We start from the raw sequence: 17,433 nt of genomic DNA on the forward strand, positions 1-17,433 counted from the left end.
TGGTTATTAATATTTAGGTTTATTGTTATTGTTCGGCCTGCGGTTATTATTGTTATTATTATTTTGACGGTTTTTTCCGTTGTTGTTATTGTTGTTGCTTCTGCCGCGGTTATTATTGTTGTTGTTACTTTGACGTGGATTTGGTGCCCTAAATTCAACTTTGGCAAGATTTACACCTTCATCAAGAGATAATAATCCGCCTGAAAGGTATTTTAAATCCTTAATAATGGTATCGTCACTTACGTTATCTTTATTCCAGGTAACATAAGCCATTTTCATAAAGTTTGCAATGCCCTGAACCATTACTTTTTTATATTCAGGATTTTCTTCCCGCATGGCTTTCTCGATCAGATTTTCAACTGTTTTACCATAGTGTTTATAGGTAATTCTTTGTTGAGGATAGGCCAGAGGCTCTGGTTTGATGTAAGCATTTTCAATCAAAGGTTTTGGGTAAGGACTGTCTACATCAATTTGATAGCCCGAAATAATGTGTAAGTGATCCCAAAGTTTATGTTTAAAATCGGCAACATCGCGCAAATGCGGTTGCAAAAATCCCATCAGGTCGATAACCGCCTGGGCATATTTATTGCGTTCTTCAATGGTGGGCAATTCGCAGATATACTTCACCATATTTTGTACGTTACGGCCATATTCGGATAGAATTAAATGGCTACGCGTAGTATTATAATCAAAATTCATGTACAGATAAATTAATGGATAAATTTTCTGGCGATACGAATTATGAAATAACCAGAGGAGATTAGGTTATGAATTCACCGAAATGTCTATTGCCAGAATTTCGTTTTATATAGTCAAAGATAATAAAATTATTTGATTAGAGATGTTAATATTGGATTCAAAATATATGCTTTAGTTTTTTGGAAACTAGGGTGCAGAAGTTCTTGGCCTTTATTGTCCCGTTATACGCTATAGCCCCGATGAAAAGGATCGGGGGGCTGCCGCTACTACCGGGTTTATTTTGCTTCTGGTTGTGCTTTTAGGAGAAACCGTTTCCGTGTAAATCAGTGTTTCCGTGGCGAAAAAAAAATAGTGATAAAGAGAAAGGCGATTCTATCGCTATTAACTTAAGATTTTGCATTACAAATGCAAACCTCGTTACAAACGAGGACTATCGGGTAAAAAATAGTTATAAAGAGCAAAACGATTCTATCGCTATCAACTTAAGATTTTGCATTACAAATGCAAATCTCATCAATCCTCGTTACAAACGAGGACTATTGGGCTATTGGGGCTAAACTAAGACGTTGCATTACAAATGCAATTTTCATTATTTATTCCATGTAAGCTTAGAATTATTAAAATAGTTCCTTCACCTCAATTACACCTCGTCGCTATTTTTAGGATAATCAAAAAAGATCAGTTCTCCTGTACCTTTGCTCACCATTTGCCATGAATCAAAAGGGAAAGAGATTAATACCATGCCTGCGGTTGGTATGTTATAAATATCTGCATCACTCAATTCGTTTGCAAAATCTGTAAAACCAGGGTTGTGACCAAATATCACTACTTTTTCAGCTTCATCATTTAAGCCATTAACTACTTTCAGTAAGGCAGTGGTATTGGCTTCATAAATAGATTCCTCGAATTGGATCTGATCAATATTATAGGCTTCGGCAAAGAATTTTGCGGTAGATTTTGCTCTTTTTGCCGGACTGCTTAGAATTAAATCTGGTTTGAAACCCCGTTTTACCAACCGCTCTGCCATTTCTGGTGCATTCTCCTTGCCACGTTTATTTAGTGGGCGATCGAAATCTTTTAAATCTAAATTTCCCCAATCCGATTTCCCATGTCGGACCAATAATAGTTGCTTAGCCATTTAGTTTCTCTTTGATTTTGTTAACAATTGTTTCAGGTTGAATTAAGTCTATACAGTTTTCAACACCGCACATGCAGGGTTTGTTTCCATAGATAGAATTTGGCCTTGATGGATGATCAATCTGAATACAATCACTTTCCGATTGTCCGTACCCTAAAAAGCCGGCATAAGGATGTGTTGGCCCCCAAACTGATACAACGGGTACGCCCATTAAAGATGCCATGTGCATGCCTGAAGAATCCATGCTTAACATCAGATCGAGGTTCGAAATAATGGCCAGTTCTTCTTTAAGGTTGTAATTACCGATTAAATTATAGGTGTTGGCATATGTTTCTGCCCATTTTTCGGCAACAGCCTGTTCCGATTTTCCGCCACCAAAAATAAATAGATCATAGCCCAAATTACTTAATGAAGCAATTACGACTTCCATTTTTTCTAAAGCGTAAACCTTATAAATGTGCTGCGCAAAAGGGGAGATCCCTATTTTTTTGCTGGTTTTGCCGGTATATAAGTTTTCGGCCTTCGCCGGGATAGGCTGAGGTGATTTAGTAATGTGATGACTCAATTTAATGTTAAATCCCAATGCACGAAAAACGTCGGCATAACGCTCTACGGTTTGGCGAAGGGGTTTAAAAATCTTATTGTGTTCGCGGGTTAGTGCTTTTTTTTCTGCCCTTCCTTTATCTATCCGCTTAATTTTCAATCCTGTTAAACGAAAGAAAGTAGATATCGCTCTGCTTCTTAAATTATCGTGTAAATCGGCAATTGCTGTTGGCTTGTAGCTGCGAAGTTCCTGATAAAGTTTATACAAGCCATCAATTCCTTTATGATTGGTTTTAGGTTGTATCGCATGAAAGATTAGGTTTGGGATCCCATCAAAAAATGGTTTAAAAGCAGGCCGGCTAACCATGATGATTTCTGCAGATTGGTTTTGCTCAGAAAACTCGCGTAAAACGGAGGCAACCATTGCTACATCGCCCATTGCCGAAAAACGTAAAACGATAATTTTTTGGGTTGATGACATGCTTTCCGCTTTCAGCTTGGTCTTCTTCTTTTTTTTAACCTTTTTTATACAATACCGGGTTTAAACTCGGGTCGTTGTACATTTTCATCTGTTTATATACTTTCATGTATTTTTTGCCTGCTTCAATATCGGCCAATAATTCATCTATACTTGTTGATAAATCATCACGCTGCGATAAGAGTACATTCAATTTTGTTTGGCATTGTGCACGGTGATCTGCTGAAGCACTTTCGCGCGCTGCTTCTTCCTGCATGTGGTAAATTTTTAATGCCAGGATGGAAAGCCTGTCTATTGCCCATGCCGGACTTTCGGTATTGATTTTAGCATCTGGAAGGGGCGAAACTCGCTGGTAAAGATTTAAGAAATAGCCATCAATAAATTCGACCATATCAGTGCGTACCTGGTTTTGTGCATCAATTCGTCGTTTCCAGCTTAAACCTTCAACAGGATCAATTTGAGGATTGCGCACTACATCTTCCATGTGCCATTGCGCTGTGTCGATCCAGTTTTTAACATAAAAAAGATGCTCCAAACTTTCGGCGTCGTACGGGTTTTCAACCGGATGGTCAATATCATCAAACTTGTGGTAGTCTGTAATTACCTGATTAAATATGCGGTTGGCAATTTCACTTATCATGGGGCAAAGTTATGTTTTTTTACCACAGATTTTCACTGTGTTCATCCTTTTCATCCGTGGTTAATTTGGCCTTTTATGATTAAAGTATGCAGTTATCTCCTCTAAGGTAAAAGCATTCAAACATTTATCAGCACTTAAACCACCTTTGCGGGCTACTAAAACACCATAATGCATATCGTGGAAACCTTCGGTTCGGTGTGCATCGGGATTTACAGAAAGCAATACACCTTTTTCTAATGCATATCTGTGCCAGCGCCAATCTAAATCCAAACGCAAAGGATTGGCATTGATTTCGATCACTACTTTGTTTGCTGCACAGGCATCGATAATTTTTTTATAATCGATCGGGTATCCGGCCCTACTTAACAATAAACGACCAGTTGGGTGACCTAAAATAGTTGTGTATGGATTTTCAATCGCTTTTAACAAACGCGCTGTTGCCTTGGCTTCATCCATGCGCAGGTTACTGTGAACCGAGGCCACTACGAAATCGAATGTTTTTAAAATATCATCCGAATAATCCAATGAGCCATCGCTTAAAATATCGCTCTCAATACCTTTAAAGATTTTAAAAGGGGCTAGTTTTTTATTTAATTCATCGATTTCCTGGTGCTGGCCAAATACACGTTGTTCATTTAATCCTTTGGCATATACAGCGGTTTTGGAGTGATCGCAAATGCCTAAATATTGAAGATTTAAGTTTTCTTTACAGTATACCGCCATTTGTTCGAGGGTATGTACACCGTCGCTCCAGGTAGAGTGGTTGTGCAAACTGCCTTTTAAATCTTCATATTGAATTAATGTAGGTAATTTATTTGCTTTTGCCAGTTCAATCTCGTCGAAATCTTCCCGTAGTTCGGGCGCAATAAATGATAGACTCGCTTTACTGTAAATTTCTTCTTCGCTGGCAAAAGGCCCTTCACCAGCCAAAGCCAAAACCTTTTGCACGTGTTCGGTATTTCCGGTTAGTTTAAACCAGTTCAAATAAAAGTCAGTTTTTTCAACTGTGTAAATTCTTATTCTAAAACCAGCTTCAGTGGTGCAGATGAAAGAATTTTCTGTCTCTATGAGTGAAAGTGGTTCAAAAGCAGGTAAGTTTTGTTTAATGGCATCAATTTGTGCTGCACCGATTACAATTTCTAATTCATCAATAATTTCACAGGCACGGCGGTACTGACCAGCGAAAGCTAAAAGTGCATCAGTTTCAATGTTTGCCGTCCACGCAGATAGTTGAGTAAACAACATTTTGGCAAAACCTTCTACCTGGGCATATAAAAACCGCCCGTTTGCAGCCAGTTTAAATTCGATGGCATTTTTAATTTCTTCCTGGGTTTTTAAACCGAATCCTTTCGCCTCAATTAAGCGGTTTTCGTTACAGGCATAATACAATTCACCAATACTTTCTATCCCCAGTGTGCGCCAGATGATGAAAATCTTTTTCGGTCCGATGCCCTTTATGGCCAGCATTTCTACTACTCCTTCAGGCGTTTTTTCCAGAATTTCGTTCAACTCTTTCAGCTCTCCCGTTTGTAAAAGCTCAATAATTTTGGAAGCCAATCCTTTACCAATACCATCAATTTTGTCAATTTCATCAACAGGTTTATCCTTTAAAGCCACTGGCAATTTGTCTATTTTGAAATAGGCATTTGCTACAGATTTTATTTTAAAAGGATTTTCTTCATGCAGTTCCATGAGCTGCGATAAAAGGCGTAAGGTGCGGGCGATGGTTTTATTTTCCATAAGGGGGTAAAATTAGGAAATAATGCCTCAAATCTTGTTCAGTGCTTATAAATTAAAACACAATTTTAGTAAAGTGTTGTTTTACACTCATGAAAAATATAAAATTTGCACTCTTAGGGCTATCAATAGGTTTGGCGGCATGTAAATCCAACACTAAATCAGGTGAAATCAAGGCTGATTCATCAGCTAAAACAACTGCTGCTTCACTACAAACTTTAGATGAGCGTTTTTTAATTGTAGCTGGCCGTGCTGTTGGCGAAATTACGCTTGGCGAAGATATGGAGCAGGTTGGGAAAAAGTTAGGAAGGCCAAATGCAGGTGATGCCGCAATGGGAAAAGCCTGGGGCATTTGGTACAGCGAAGATTCTACGGGGAATCAGCGCAACGAAATTGCCGTATATTCTTCCTATCGTGATACGAGTATGCGGGTGAAAGATGTTAAACAAATCAGAATTACTTCAGATAAGTTTAAAACCCGGGATGGCCTGACAACTGGTAGCACGATAGAAGAAACAAAAAAGAAGTTCCCAGCTATCAAAAAACTCTCAGCCTATTTAAATGCAGATAAAGATACTGTTGCCGTTTATGATGCTAAAAAAGAGGGTATAGGCTTTGAATTTTTAAAAGGTAGAAGTATTTCCATCACTGTTCATCCCGTAAATACTTCGGTTAATGCTACTTACCTTACTTTGCATCCGGAGTGGAAGTTGATAGAATAGAAAGAAGTTAATTAGCTCATAGCTTAATGGTTCATGGTCAATTGTTTGAGGGGACATACAACATGGCTATTGGCTATTTATCATGAACGAGACAAATGATCTGGAGTTTTTCTGTCTATTTTAAAGGAACGATGTTGCTTATTTTTCTTTTGGGCGTTACCCAAGCTACGCAAGGGGCGGGCTTTTCAGGGCTGCGCTACGCTCCGGTACCGATGAAAAATCGGCACTGAACCCTTACAATCCCTAACGCAAACCGAGCGTTTAATGAAACCTATAGTTGCAAAACCCCGCAGGTTTTTTGGTCTGCGGGGTTTACATTATTTATCCGGTCAAAACTTGGGTTAATGCTACATACCTTACTTTGCATCCGGAGTAGAAGTTGATAGAATAAAAAAGAAGTTAATTAGATCATAGTTTAATGGTTCATGGTCAATTGCTTGCGGGGACATACATGGCTATCAGCTATTTACTATGGACTATTAACAATATATCCATTTTATAAATAACCCGGCAGGTTTTGGTGCTCTGCTATGTTTACATTATTTTCATCCGGTCAATACTTCGGTTAATGCTACATACCTTACTTTGCATCCGGAGTGGAAGTTGGTAGAATAGAAAAGAAGTTAATTAGGTCATAGTTTAATGGTCAATTGCTTGCGGGGACATACGATATGGCTATTGGCTATTTACCATGGACAAGACAAATGATCTGGAGTTTTTCTGTCCATATTAAAGGAACGATATTGCTTATTTTTCTTTTGGGCGTTACCAAAGCTACGCAAGGGGCGGGCTTTTCAGGGCTGCGCTACGCTCCGGTGCCGATGAAAGATTGGCACTGAACCCTTACAATCCCTAACGCAAACCCAGCGTTTAATGAAACCTATAATTGCAAAACCCCGCAGGTTTTTTGGTCTGCGGGGTTTTATGTTATTTAATTACTGCTTCAAAAGGCATTCGGGCCTGAATTCCTGAACTTGCTATAACCTTTTTCATTTGCTGGTAAAGCATGTAATTGTCGCCAAGTTCTTGTTTAGTGTAATAGGTTTTAACCTTATCTGTACCTTCATCCATTAACGATTTCCATGGATCAATAACATCAGGGTATTCTACCACCTTATATTTTTTCAGTTTAGCTTTTTTAGCTGCTGCCTTAACCGCATCGTTAAAACTTCCTATTCTGTCTGCTAAACCAATTTGTACGGCATCAGTTCCAATCCAAACGTGGCCACCGCCAATGCTGTCGATATATGCTTTGCTTTTCTTTCTGCCATCGGCCACTCTGCTTACAAAACCGCTGTAAATCCGGTTCAATTCATTCTGAATAATAAATCGCTCACCTGCTGTCATAGGGCGGTTAGTAGCCATAATATCGGCATATTTACCTGTTTTAACCCCATCAAAGGTTATTCCTAACTTGTTGGTCATTAAGTTTTGAAAGTTCGGGATAATGCCAAACACACCAATAGAGCCAGTAATGGTGTTTGGCTGAACAAAAATACTATCTGCTGCACAGCCGATGTAATAACCACCAGATGCGGCCACATCTCCAAAAGAGGCAATAACAGGTTTTTCTTTTTTGGTGAGTACAATCTCTCTCCAAATTACATCCGAAGCCAAAGCGCTACCTCCGGGAGAATTTACACGCAAAACAACAGCTTTAATATCATCATCTAAACGTGCTTTTCTAATGGCTCTCGAAATACGTTCCGAACCTATCTGGTTATCAGAACCTTCGCCGCCATTAATTTCACCATTTGCATAAATTACTGCTACTTTATCTTTTCCTTCACCGCTATCGGTATTATTTTTGGCATAGTCGTTAATGCTAACCGAACGGATATTTTCACCCCTGGTTCGGCCGGATAATCCTTTTAATTCTTCTAAAATCTGATCTTTATACTTTAATGCATCAATCATCTTAAAGTTTACCGCATCCTGTGGCTGTTGTACTTTATAGTTATCAGCAATGCTGTATAAACTGTCTTTTTCAATGTTTCTGCTCTGTGCAATGTCGCTTAAAAAAGTGTTATACAAACCACCAACATAAGCTGTAACCTGTTTGCGGTTATAATCGCTCATTTTATCCAAAATAAATGGCTCAACAGCACTTTTATAGTTTCCTACGCGGATAACCTGCATTTCTACACCAACTTTTTCCAATGTTCCTTTAAAAAAAGTAAGTTCTGAGCTAAATCCTTTAAATTCTAATGCCCCCTCTGGATTTAAATATACTTTATCTGCTACTGATGCCAGATAATAAGCACCTTGTGTATATACTTCGCTATATGCGATAATTTTTTTATGTGATTTTTTGAAATCAATCAATGCATTCCTCACCTCGCGTAAGGTGGCATAACCAGCATTCGGACTGCTTACATTTAGGTAAATACATTTAATATTATCGTCTGTTTTTGCTTTCTGTACCGCTTTTAAAAAGTCGTTTAAACCAATGCCGTCTTTTTCTTCACTACCAACTATTGGCAGGTTTCCGAAAGGGTTTTTTGGTGTACGTTCTGTAATGGGCTGGTCTAAATTTAAAAACAGTACCGAATTGTTCGATACTACAACTGTTTTATCGCTATCGATAGATGATATGGCACCTACAACAATAACGAAGCAGATAATAAATATAATCACCATCGATAAGAAAAAGCCCAACATGGAGGCAAATAAATACTTAAAGAATTCTCTCATTTAAATGTTTTAATTTTGTGCTGTAAAGATATAAAAATACATGATGCTTAATAAAGCTTTAGAGTACCACACTGCTTATTTGTTACTTGGTGGAAATTTAGGGGATAGGGAAGGAAATTTAAAAAAAGCCATCGAACTTTTAAGTGATAAAATTGGCAAGGTAACATCTGTTTCATCCCTTTACGAAACGGCTGCCTGGGGTAAAACCGATCAACCAGCTTTTTTAAACCAGGCGGTAGCGTTGGAAACTCATTTAAGTGCATTAGCAGTTTTGGATTTAGCGTTGGGTATTGAACAGGAATTGGGCAGGGTTAGAAAAGATAAGTGGGGCGAACGTTTGATTGACATTGACCTTATCTTATTTGGAAATCAAGTCATCAATATTCCCGATAAACTTCAGGTGCCACATCCTCACATGCAAATAAGGAAATTTGTAATGGAACCCTTGGCAGAGATTGCACCAGATGTTGTACACCCTCTACTGGGCGAAACAATGCTATCAATATGCCGAAACATCGAAGATCAACTGGAGGTTAAAAAGCTTTGATTTTATAAATTATTAATGTTGATCTTCTGTTGATGTAAGTATAAGCGGAGTAAAAGGATTTTATTAATGAAAATCAAAAGAGATTAACTGCTCTGGTTGACCTTTTTCTTAATTATACCTTATTATTCGCATTAGCTCCCTTAAAATGCAGAAAAGATAAAGCAATATATAAAACCAGCACAAACGGAATTGCAGCAAATTTTAATGCGGCAATTAATACAGCTGATAGGATAAGAAAGATAAATTTAATTTTATTTTTTGCCCAGCTGAGATTGCTGAATTTTAATGAAAATATTTTGATTTCGCTTACCAGTAAAAAACTTGTTATAACAGTAATGGCGATAAGTAAAATACTGGAAGAAATAATTTGAGGATAATCTTTGGCAATAAAAGGCAATGAACAGATAAATAAGGTATTCATTGGCGTATTTAAACCAATAAAATCTTCAGTCTGCCTTTCATCATTGTTGAATTTAGCCAAACGCAAGGCTGAAAAAATAGTAATTAGAAAACCTAAATAAGGGAGGTAATCAGATGAATAATCGCTTGCTTTTAAAAGGTGGAACATAATTACACCAGGTAAAAAACCGAAGCTTACCATATCTGCCAAAGAGTCGAGATCTTTCCCGATTGCCGATTTAACATTTAATAAACGGGCAACCATTCCATCGAAAAAATCGAAAATTCCTGAAAAAATAACGAAATAAGCTGCGGTTTCTAAATTTCCTTTAAATGCAAAAACGATTCCGATACAGCCTGATAAAAGGTTTGCACAGGTAATCGCATTAGGGAGATGTTTTTTTAGCATGGGGTTGGGCGCTAAGCGCGTGGGGTTTGAAACAAATTACTCCAAACCCCAAACGCCAAACTTATTTAGCTATTCATCGAAATTAAGAACTCTTCGTTGCTTTTTGTTCCTTTAATTTGAGATTGAACAAATTCCATCGCTTCCTGACTGTTCATATCAGCAAGGTGGTTACGTAGAATCCATACACGTTGTAAAATATCTCTGTCAAGTAATAAATCATCACGGCGGGTACTCGATGCAGTAATATCGATAGCAGGGAAAATACGTTTGTTAGATAATTTACGGTCTAACTGTAACTCCATGTTACCGGTTCCTTTAAATTCTTCGAAAATTACTTCGTCCATTTTAGAACCTGTATCGGTTAATGCAGTAGCTAAAATGGTTAATGATCCACCATTTTCGATGTTACGTGCCGCACCAAAGAAACGTTTAGGTTTATGCAATGCATTTGCATCAACACCACCTGATAATATTTTACCTGATGCTGGTGCAGTTGTATTGTAAGCCCTTGCCAAACGGGTAATCGAATCTAAAAGGATTACCACATCATGGCCGCTTTCTACCAAACGTTTAGATTTTTCTAAAACAATATTGGCAATTTTAACATGGCGCTCGGCCGGTTCATCAAAAGTTGAGGCAATAACCTCAGCCCTAACACTGCGTGCCATATCGGTAACCTCTTCAGGGCGTTCATCAATCAATAAAATAATTAAATAAACTTCCGGGTGGTTTTTGGCAATTGCATTGGCAACTTCTTTTAATAAATTGGTTTTACCTGTTTTAGGTTGCGCTACAATTAAACCACGCTGTCCTTTACCAATTGGTGTAAATAAATCCATAATACGGGTAGAGTAGTTACTGTTATCCGTAAATAAATTTAATTTTTCGGTAGGGAAAAGAGGTGTTAAATAATCGAAAGGAACACGGTCGCGAACCTCGGCAGGGATTCTGCCATTAATGGTTTCTACACGCACCAATGGGAAATATTTTTCGCCTTCTTTTGGCGGACGGATGCTACCTTTTACAGTATCTCCGGTTTTTAAGCCAAAAAGTTTTATTTGCGACTGCGATACATAAATATCATCAGGAGAGGTTAAATAGTTATAATCTGCAGAGCGTAAGAAACCGTAACCATCAGGCATAATTTCTAAAACACCCTCGTTTGTAATTACATTATCGAAATCCAGGTTTGAATAACTGTTTTCATTTTTGTGGTGATTTCCTCCGCCTGGTTGCTTTTGCGGGCGGTTTTCATCACGTTGTTGTTTTTCCTGTTTCTCTTTTGGCTCTTGTTTTTGTTTTGGCGCTACAGGCAGTACTTCTGCACTTTCTTCAATTAAAGCTGAGATGGGTTTTACACTTTCCTCAGATTCAACAATTCTATCTGGCTGCTGATGGTGTTGCGGCTCATCAAACAAAGTTACGGCATCTCTTCTTCTTTCAATTGGAGCTGCAGGTTCATCTTTACTTAACCGGGCTCTCTTTTTAACTGGCTTATCTGCAACAACAGGTTTATCTGCTGCAACAGGCTTATCAGCCACGGTTGCGTTTTCTGCTACTGCTACAGAAGCGGCAGCGGCTGCAGCAACTTTAGAAGTTTTTGTAGCTTTTGTTTTAGGTGCAGGAGTTGCTGCAACAGGTTCAATTTCGCTATAAGGGTCTGCACCGGCTTTAGCGGCATTTATAATTTCTTGTTGGTGTAAAAGAACCTCAACAAGGTCGATTTTTCTTAGGGAGTCGGCACCTTCAATGCCATAGCTTTTTGCTAGCTCACGTAATTCTGTTGTGAGCTTATCATTTAATTCTGTTTTACTAAACATTCTAAATATATATGTTTCAAGAAATTTTTCATTTGTTTATAACGGATGTTTTCTGTTATAAATCTACACAGGCTTAAATATATTTGTGTTAGCGTATGCCCGGCAGTTTCATTGTGTATAAGTTCTTAAGGCTATAAAACATTAAATGAGTTCATTAGAGAAAATGCTCACATTGTTTCATAATTGTTTATAAGCTGAATAAAAAGCAAATTTTGCTTTTAAAAAATGGTAACAAAAAACAAGTCTTGATAAATTTTTCTGGGATATTCAGATAAACGGTTGAGAAATTATGTTGCAATTGTATGTATTTGAAACGTAATCTGCAAGCAAAAGTTTAAAATGTTTATAAAAATATTTCATGTGAGGATTATTTTGTCGCTCAGAAAGCTTAAAAATCTTCATATTTGCAGCAAATAAGCCCATATATGACCAAGCAACAACTTTTCGAGCAGATACAAAAAAAACGTTCTTTTTTATGTGTCGGATTAGATTCTTCGTTAGATAAGATTCCAAAACACCTGTTGAAGTACGAAAATCCAATTTTGGAATTCAATAAACAAATCATCGATGCAACAAAAGATCTGTGCGTAGCTTACAAACCAAATACTGCCTTTTATGAATGTTATGGAAAAAAGGGGTGGGAAACATTAATCGAAACCTGGAAATATATTCCGCAAGATATTTTTTCTATTGCAGATGCAAAACGTGGCGATATTGGCAACACTTCGGCCATGTACGCCGAAACATTTTTTAATGCTGCATCTTCCGAAATGAGTTTCGATTCGGTAACCGTAGCACCTTATATGGGAAGCGATTCGGTTACTCCGTTTCTAACTTTCAAAAATAAATGGGTAATTCTATTGGCTTTAACATCAAATGCAGGCCATGCCGATTTTCAATTGCAGGAGATTGGTGAAGATAAACTTTTCGAAAAAGTAATTAAAACCTCCCAAACCTGGGCCACAGATGAACAGATGATGTATGTAGTAGGTGCAACGCGTGGTGCCGCATTTGGCGATGTACGAAAACTTGCACCAGATCATTTTCTTTTGGTACCAGGTGTTGGCGCACAAGGTGGCGATTTAAATGAAGTATGTAAATATGGATTAAATTCGCAATGTGGATTACTGATCAACTCTTCTCGAGGAATTATTTATGCCGGCAATGGAGAAGATTTTGCCGAAAAAGCAAGGGAAGAAGCATTGAAACTGCAAAAAGAAATGGAGCAGATTCTCATTACTGCTGAACTAGTTAACCACAGATAAAAAGGATAAACACAGATTTGGGTTTTCATCACTTGTGTTGAAATATTTCTAATAAAGTGGTTTTATGGATAATCTAAATGAAATCACCAAAAAAATAATTGGAGCTGCATATAAAGTTTCAAATACTTTGGGAGTGGTTTTTTAGAAAAGGTATATGAAAATGCATTGTTTGTTGAAATTAAAAAAGCTGGATTAATCGTCACAAAATAACATGCATTGCAAGTTTTTTATGATGATCAGGTTGTTGGAGATTGTTTTGTAGACCTGTTTGTTGAAAATGAAGTTGTGATTGAATTAAAAATAGCTAAAGTAATAACCGATATTCACCAGGCACAATTAATGAACTATTTGATCGCTTGTAACAGACAATGTGTTTTAATCATAAATTTTGGTAAGCCCAGAGTTGAAATAAAAAGAATGCTCAGCGGTTACAACCTCTAGACTATCTGTGTTTATCTGTATCCATCTGTGGTTAAACATATATCAATCATGAAATCGAAAATAGATCTTAAACTTATACTCGCCTTATTTGGCGTAGCACTGATATGGGGTACAACGTACTTAGCAATTAGCGTGGCTGTAAAAAGTATTCCTGCCTGGTATGTTACCGCTATCCGTCAGGCAATAGCATCTTTAATAATTTTTGTGCTCCTGATTAAACAGAGAGAATTAAAATGGATCGGATGGACAAGCTTTAAAAGGCAGATACTTTTATCGATATTAATGGTAGTAATTGCAAACGGAATGACTACCGTAGCAGAAAAAACCATTCCAAGCGGATTGGCTTCTCTGATTAATGCAACCTCTCCATTGCTTGTATTTATGGGTTGTGTGTTTTTGGGGATTCAAAAAGCAAGTTTAAAGGGCTTTATTGGTGTGTTTATAGGTTTTTTAGGTATCGTTTTTATTTTTAGAGATGGTTTGAATGATTTACTTGAACCCGGTTACCGGAACGGGATTTTATCTCTGGTTGTTGCTGTATCAGGCTGGACAATCGGCACCATCTATTCAAAAAAACATTGCGGTAAACCACAATATATTTTCTTAAACCTATTTTATCAATTTGTGTTTTCAGCCATTATTCAATTGGGTTTAGCCAAGATTTTTTCTGGCGAAGCCGATGTAAGTTTGTGGAAGATAGAAAGCATATTTGCAACGGTTTACCTGGCAGTTTTTGGTTCCGTTTTAGGCTATTTTTGCTACCATTATGCGCTTAAAAAAGTTTCTGCATCCGAAGTTTCTATCCTTACTTATTTCAATACCATCATTGCAATCTTTTTAGGCTGGCTCATTTTAAATGAAAAAGTAGGGTTGGATTTAGTGGTTGCCACTGCTTTGATTATTGCCGGGGTATTTATAACCAATTATAAAAAGAAAATAAAAGTTATAGAAGCATAAACATAAATTGTATTATAATAATTACTTAATAATACTTTACTACGACAAATAAATTTATTTAATACTACATTAAAGAATATTTTATTACTTTTAGGGATGAATTTTCCTGAAGATTTTCTTCATTATGTATGGCAGTTCAGGTCGTTTGATAACAATGGGTTGCAAACTACCAATGGAGAAAGCCTGAAAATTATTAATCCGGGTTTACTTAATAATAACGCAGGTCCAGATTTTTTTTACGCGAAAGTTGAGATTGGTACAACTACATGGGCAGGGAATGTAGAAATCCATCTCAAATCATCAGATTGGCTAAAACACAATCATCAGATTAATCCTGCATACGAAAATGTAATTCTGCATGTTGTTTTTGAGCATGATATAGAGATTAAAAGAATAGATAATTCTACAGTACCGGTTTTAGAATTAAAGAACAGGGTTTCTCAGGCATTCATTCAAAAATACGAAAACCTGTTTCTTACATTAACTGATTTTCCATGTATTGCTCAAATTGGAACGGTAGATAATTTAATAGTCAATTCATTTTTATCCCGCACTTTAATAGAGCGTTTTGAAGAAAAAACGCGTGCTGTTACCGAAACGCTAAATGAACTTAAAGGCAATTGGGATGAAACTTTTTACCGTTTTATGGCGCGTAATTTTGGTTTCAAAGTAAATGCCCTTCCATTCGAACTGTTGGCGAAAGCTGTTCCACAACAAATATATGCCAAGCATAAAAATAATCCATACCAAATAGAGGCATTGGTATTTGGTGCTGCTGGTTTTTTAAATGATGATTTTGAGGAAGAGTATCCAAATAAACTAAAGGCTGAATTTCAGTTTCTCCGAAAGAAATATAACATCAAGCCTGTAGAAGTTTCGCTTTGGAAATTTATGAGAATGCGCCCGCAAAATTTCCCAACCATCCGGCTGGCACAGTTTGCAGCATTAATTGTAAAAACCAATCATCTTTTTTCAAAAGTTATGGAGATTAAAGATGTAGCACAATTGCGCATGCTGTTCGAAAATTTACCTGTAAATGAATACTGGAAAACGCATTATCATTTTAAAAAAGAAACTGCTGCTGGTGGTATCCAAATTGGAAAAACATCCGTAGATAATACCCTGTTAAACACTGTTGCCTTGTTTTTATTTGCTTACGGAAAACATATAGCCACACAGTTTTATATCAATAGTTCGATAAAATTGTTAGAAAGTCTGCCCGCCGAGCAAAATGCCATTACTGATAAATTTATGAGTGCAGGCGTTAAAATGGAACACGCTTTTGCTTCACAAGGAATTTTGCAGTTAAAAAAGCAATATTGTGATCAGAAAAAATGCTTATCTTGTGGTATTGGAATTAAAATTTTAAAGCAAGCCTAACCAATAACAATTGCACACAAAACTTTCTACCTTATAATCTGTTTTTAAATTATGGAATTCCCACACGAACTAAAAGAACTTTATCCAAATCAGATTATAGAAGTAAGAGGAAATGCAGATGCATTAACTGTTATTTTGAACAAAGATGTCGACATTCATAAATTTAAAGCAGATTTGATCGATAAATTTTCAGATTTAGAAGAGCAACAAACGCTTTTTATAAAACATGAAGATAAACAGGATTTTGAAAAACTCGTGTTGGCATAAACTTCAGCCTAAAAATTAATCGCACCGTTAACCGATTAATTTTATTAGATTAGGGTTTGCAATAATTGATTTAATATTGCCGTTATTATAATTTTTAAAATAAGCTTAATATGTTCCAGAGAATTATAACTTATTTTGAGCAACAGAGTTTTGGGGTTTCTACCTATTTAGCCAGTAAGTTAAATATGAGCACTGCCAAAGTCCGTTTGTTTTTTATCTACTCCTCTTTTTTAGCGGTAGGTTTCCCGATATTATTTTATTTTTTAGCAGCAGTAGTGCTTGATATCAGGACTTACATGAAAAGAATGCGCCTTAGAATTTGGGAATGATTTTAGTTGAAATTTCTAATTTTGATTTGAAGTTAATCAATTGAAAACTATAAACTGTTAACTGGAAACTAATCATCATCTCTCAAAATTTCGGCTATTTCATTAAAACCCTTTTCTGCGGCTAAATCTGCCGGCAATTTTCCACCTTCCATTCGTAAAGAAACTTCAGCGCCGTGTTCAAGCAATAAAATAATCAGCTCTATATTTCCCAATTGTGCTGCCGTGTGCAAAGGAGCCAACCCTGCTTTCTGACAAACATTAGGATACGCACCAGCATCCAAAAGCATTTTGGTGATGTTGAAATTATTTGCAGCAACTGCTGAGTGGATTGGAAAAACATTAAACCCATTTTTAGATGCCAGGTTAACATCTGCGCCTTTTAATACCAGAAAGCGGGTTAAATCCTCATGCCCAAAATAACAAGCTAAGCCAAGTGGAGTAAAACCATCTTCCGAAAATTGGTTAATACCATCAGGGTTTTGAAAAATTAATTGCGACGCGGCATCAAATTTGCCAACAGCGCAGGCCTCAAATAAGGTAATATTATCAACAAATTCTGCAATTAAATCGGCTATTTCCTGTTTTTTGTAATAACAGGCCAATAATAACGGAGAAATGTGATGAGAGGTGTCAACATTTGCCAGTTTTGGATTTTCAATCAGGATTTCTTTAACCGATTGTAGATTTCCTGTTTCTATTTGCTCCTCAAGTTGCGCTATGCTCATAATATTATTTCATAAATCGCTTTAAATTAACAAAAAATAAGAAAATGTTAAATTAATGCTTAAATATATATAGTGTAAGGCAATCTATCAAGATATAGTACCTTAAAAAACTGCTAACTGGAAACTGGTATTTGTCAACTGAAAGCTGTCAACTGAAAACTGCTAACTGAAAACTGTTAATTGATTTGGGCGTTACCCAAGCTACGCAAGGGCCGGGCTTTTCAGGGCTGCGCTGCGCTCCGG

At 36.9% G+C, this 17,433-nt stretch carries 17 protein-coding genes and 1 pseudogene; 9 read left to right on the forward strand and 9 right to left on the reverse strand.

What is annotated here, in order from left to right:
- Positions 1 to 6: 6 nt before the first annotated feature.
- From ACZZZW_RS11975 to ACZZZW_RS11995, 5 genes are all read right to left on the reverse strand, one after another.
- The gene (locus tag ACZZZW_RS11975; RefSeq protein ID WP_055903785.1) at positions 7 to 699 is read right to left on the reverse strand and encodes a DUF4290 domain-containing protein; all 693 of its coding nucleotides are present in this window, start codon (positions 697 to 699) and stop codon (positions 7 to 9) included.
- Positions 700 to 1,339: 640 nt separating this feature from the next.
- A complete protein-coding gene (locus ACZZZW_RS11980) occupies positions 1,340 to 1,837 on the reverse strand; it encodes a SixA phosphatase family protein (protein ID WP_463493680.1) in 498 nt (165 codons plus the stop codon).
- On the reverse strand, positions 1,830 to 2,861 hold the full coding sequence (locus ACZZZW_RS11985) for a glycosyltransferase family 9 protein (protein WP_463493682.1): 1,032 nt from the start codon (positions 2,859 to 2,861) through the stop codon (positions 1,830 to 1,832). Before ACZZZW_RS11985 ends, ACZZZW_RS11980 begins: the two co-directional genes overlap by 8 nt.
- A 34-nt stretch (positions 2,862 to 2,895) precedes the next feature.
- Positions 2,896 to 3,498, reverse strand: coding sequence for a DUF4254 domain-containing protein (locus ACZZZW_RS11990; protein WP_463493684.1), 603 nt, complete (start codon positions 3,496 to 3,498; stop codon positions 2,896 to 2,898).
- Positions 3,499 to 3,558: 60 nt separating this feature from the next.
- Positions 3,559 to 5,238 (reverse strand): helix-hairpin-helix domain-containing protein, encoded by a 1,680-nt coding sequence (locus ACZZZW_RS11995; protein ID WP_463493686.1) that lies wholly within the window; start codon positions 5,236 to 5,238, stop codon positions 3,559 to 3,561.
- 89 nt (positions 5,239 to 5,327) lie between these two features.
- Between ACZZZW_RS11995 and ACZZZW_RS12000 the strand changes: the two genes are divergently transcribed.
- Together ACZZZW_RS12000 and ACZZZW_RS12005 are read left to right on the forward strand one after the other, a co-directional pair.
- Positions 5,328 to 5,957 carry a hypothetical protein gene (locus ACZZZW_RS12000; protein WP_463493688.1) on the forward strand — a complete coding sequence of 210 codons (630 nt, stop codon included), beginning with the start codon at positions 5,328 to 5,330 and terminating at the stop codon, positions 5,955 to 5,957.
- Between the two features lie 671 nt (positions 5,958 to 6,628).
- Positions 6,629 to 6,796 carry a hypothetical protein gene (locus ACZZZW_RS12005; protein WP_463493690.1) on the forward strand — a complete coding sequence of 56 codons (168 nt, stop codon included), beginning with the start codon at positions 6,629 to 6,631 and terminating at the stop codon, positions 6,794 to 6,796.
- An 88-nt stretch (positions 6,797 to 6,884) separates the two neighbouring features.
- Here the strand turns inward: ACZZZW_RS12005 and sppA are convergent, their stop codons facing one another.
- On the reverse strand, positions 6,885 to 8,651 hold the full coding sequence (sppA, locus tag ACZZZW_RS12010; RefSeq protein ID WP_463493692.1) for a signal peptide peptidase SppA: 1,767 nt from the start codon (positions 8,649 to 8,651) through the stop codon (positions 6,885 to 6,887).
- A gap of 40 nt (positions 8,652 to 8,691) precedes the next feature.
- Here sppA and folK point away from each other — a divergent pair, with 40 nt between their 5' ends.
- Positions 8,692 to 9,198, forward strand: a complete 507-nt coding sequence (gene folK, locus ACZZZW_RS12015; RefSeq protein WP_463493694.1) for a 2-amino-4-hydroxy-6-hydroxymethyldihydropteridine diphosphokinase — start codon at positions 8,692 to 8,694, stop codon at positions 9,196 to 9,198.
- A gap of 112 nt (positions 9,199 to 9,310) precedes the next feature.
- Here folK and pssA read toward each other — a convergent pair whose 3' ends face one another.
- A complete protein-coding gene (gene pssA, locus ACZZZW_RS12020) occupies positions 9,311 to 10,006 on the reverse strand; it encodes a CDP-diacylglycerol--serine O-phosphatidyltransferase (RefSeq protein ID WP_463493697.1) in 696 nt (231 codons plus the stop codon).
- Between the two features lie 65 nt (positions 10,007 to 10,071).
- Positions 10,072 to 11,826 carry a transcription termination factor Rho gene (gene rho / locus ACZZZW_RS12025; RefSeq protein ID WP_055903813.1) on the reverse strand — a complete coding sequence of 585 codons (1,755 nt, stop codon included), beginning with the start codon at positions 11,824 to 11,826 and terminating at the stop codon, positions 10,072 to 10,074.
- A gap of 425 nt (positions 11,827 to 12,251) precedes the next feature.
- Here rho and pyrF point away from each other — a divergent pair, with 425 nt between their 5' ends.
- The 6 genes and pseudogenes from pyrF to ACZZZW_RS12055 all read left to right on the forward strand — a co-directional run bounded on the left by pyrF (position 12,252) and on the right by ACZZZW_RS12055 (position 16,465).
- Positions 12,252 to 13,091 (forward strand): orotidine-5'-phosphate decarboxylase, encoded by an 840-nt coding sequence (gene pyrF, locus ACZZZW_RS12030; RefSeq protein ID WP_463493700.1) that lies wholly within the window; start codon positions 12,252 to 12,254, stop codon positions 13,089 to 13,091.
- 132 nt (positions 13,092 to 13,223) lie between these two features.
- A pseudogene (locus tag ACZZZW_RS12035) lies at positions 13,224 to 13,532 on the forward strand (GxxExxY protein); the annotation flags it as partial.
- A 48-nt stretch (positions 13,533 to 13,580) separates the two neighbouring features.
- Positions 13,581 to 14,489, forward strand: coding sequence for a DMT family transporter (locus ACZZZW_RS12040; protein ID WP_463493702.1), 909 nt, complete (start codon positions 13,581 to 13,583; stop codon positions 14,487 to 14,489).
- A gap of 96 nt (positions 14,490 to 14,585) precedes the next feature.
- Positions 14,586 to 15,869, forward strand: a complete 1,284-nt coding sequence (locus tag ACZZZW_RS12045; RefSeq protein WP_463493704.1) for a DUF2851 family protein — start codon at positions 14,586 to 14,588, stop codon at positions 15,867 to 15,869.
- Positions 15,870 to 15,920: 51 nt separating this feature from the next.
- Complete coding sequence (locus tag ACZZZW_RS12050) at positions 15,921 to 16,136, forward strand: hypothetical protein (protein WP_055903824.1); 216 nt, start codon at positions 15,921 to 15,923, stop codon at positions 16,134 to 16,136.
- Between the two features lie 110 nt (positions 16,137 to 16,246).
- Complete coding sequence (locus ACZZZW_RS12055; RefSeq protein ID WP_086545426.1) at positions 16,247 to 16,465, forward strand: PspC family transcriptional regulator; 219 nt, start codon at positions 16,247 to 16,249, stop codon at positions 16,463 to 16,465.
- Between the two features lie 68 nt (positions 16,466 to 16,533).
- Here the strand turns inward: ACZZZW_RS12055 and ACZZZW_RS12060 are convergent, their stop codons facing one another.
- The gene (locus tag ACZZZW_RS12060) at positions 16,534 to 17,190 is read right to left on the reverse strand and encodes an ankyrin repeat domain-containing protein (RefSeq protein WP_463493707.1); all 657 of its coding nucleotides are present in this window, start codon (positions 17,188 to 17,190) and stop codon (positions 16,534 to 16,536) included.
- Positions 17,191 to 17,433: the final 243 nt, after the last annotated feature.

Source organism: Pedobacter sp. AC379, from assembly GCF_979258145.1.

Excerpts from the sequence above, each read along its gene's own strand:
- ACZZZW_RS11975 (WP_055903785.1), bottom strand. The coding sequence starts at position 699 with ATGAATTTTGATTATAATACTACGCGTAGCCATTTAATTCTATCCGAA.
- ACZZZW_RS11980 (WP_463493680.1), bottom strand. The coding sequence starts at position 1,837 with ATGGCTAAGCAACTATTATTGGTCCGACATGGGAAATCGGATTGGGGA.
- ACZZZW_RS11985 (WP_463493682.1), bottom strand. The coding sequence starts at position 2,861 with ATGTCATCAACCCAAAAAATTATCGTTTTACGTTTTTCGGCAATGGGC.
- ACZZZW_RS11990 (WP_463493684.1), bottom strand. The coding sequence starts at position 3,498 with ATGATAAGTGAAATTGCCAACCGCATATTTAATCAGGTAATTACAGAC.
- ACZZZW_RS11995 (WP_463493686.1), bottom strand. The coding sequence starts at position 5,238 with ATGGAAAATAAAACCATCGCCCGCACCTTACGCCTTTTATCGCAGCTC.
- ACZZZW_RS12000 (WP_463493688.1), top strand. The coding sequence starts at position 5,328 with ATGAAAAATATAAAATTTGCACTCTTAGGGCTATCAATAGGTTTGGCG.
- ACZZZW_RS12005 (WP_463493690.1), top strand. The coding sequence starts at position 6,629 with ATGGCTATTGGCTATTTACCATGGACAAGACAAATGATCTGGAGTTTT.
- sppA (WP_463493692.1), bottom strand. The coding sequence starts at position 8,651 with ATGAGAGAATTCTTTAAGTATTTATTTGCCTCCATGTTGGGCTTTTTC.
- folK (WP_463493694.1), top strand. The coding sequence starts at position 8,692 with ATGATGCTTAATAAAGCTTTAGAGTACCACACTGCTTATTTGTTACTT.
- pssA (WP_463493697.1), bottom strand. The coding sequence starts at position 10,006 with ATGCTAAAAAAACATCTCCCTAATGCGATTACCTGTGCAAACCTTTTA.
- rho (WP_055903813.1), bottom strand. The coding sequence starts at position 11,826 with ATGTTTAGTAAAACAGAATTAAATGATAAGCTCACAACAGAATTACGT.
- pyrF (WP_463493700.1), top strand. The coding sequence starts at position 12,252 with ATGACCAAGCAACAACTTTTCGAGCAGATACAAAAAAAACGTTCTTTT.
- ACZZZW_RS12040 (WP_463493702.1), top strand. The coding sequence starts at position 13,581 with ATGAAATCGAAAATAGATCTTAAACTTATACTCGCCTTATTTGGCGTA.
- ACZZZW_RS12045 (WP_463493704.1), top strand. The coding sequence starts at position 14,586 with ATGAATTTTCCTGAAGATTTTCTTCATTATGTATGGCAGTTCAGGTCG.
- ACZZZW_RS12050 (WP_055903824.1), top strand. The coding sequence starts at position 15,921 with ATGGAATTCCCACACGAACTAAAAGAACTTTATCCAAATCAGATTATA.
- ACZZZW_RS12055 (WP_086545426.1), top strand. The coding sequence starts at position 16,247 with ATGTTCCAGAGAATTATAACTTATTTTGAGCAACAGAGTTTTGGGGTT.
- ACZZZW_RS12060 (WP_463493707.1), bottom strand. The coding sequence starts at position 17,190 with ATGAGCATAGCGCAACTTGAGGAGCAAATAGAAACAGGAAATCTACAA.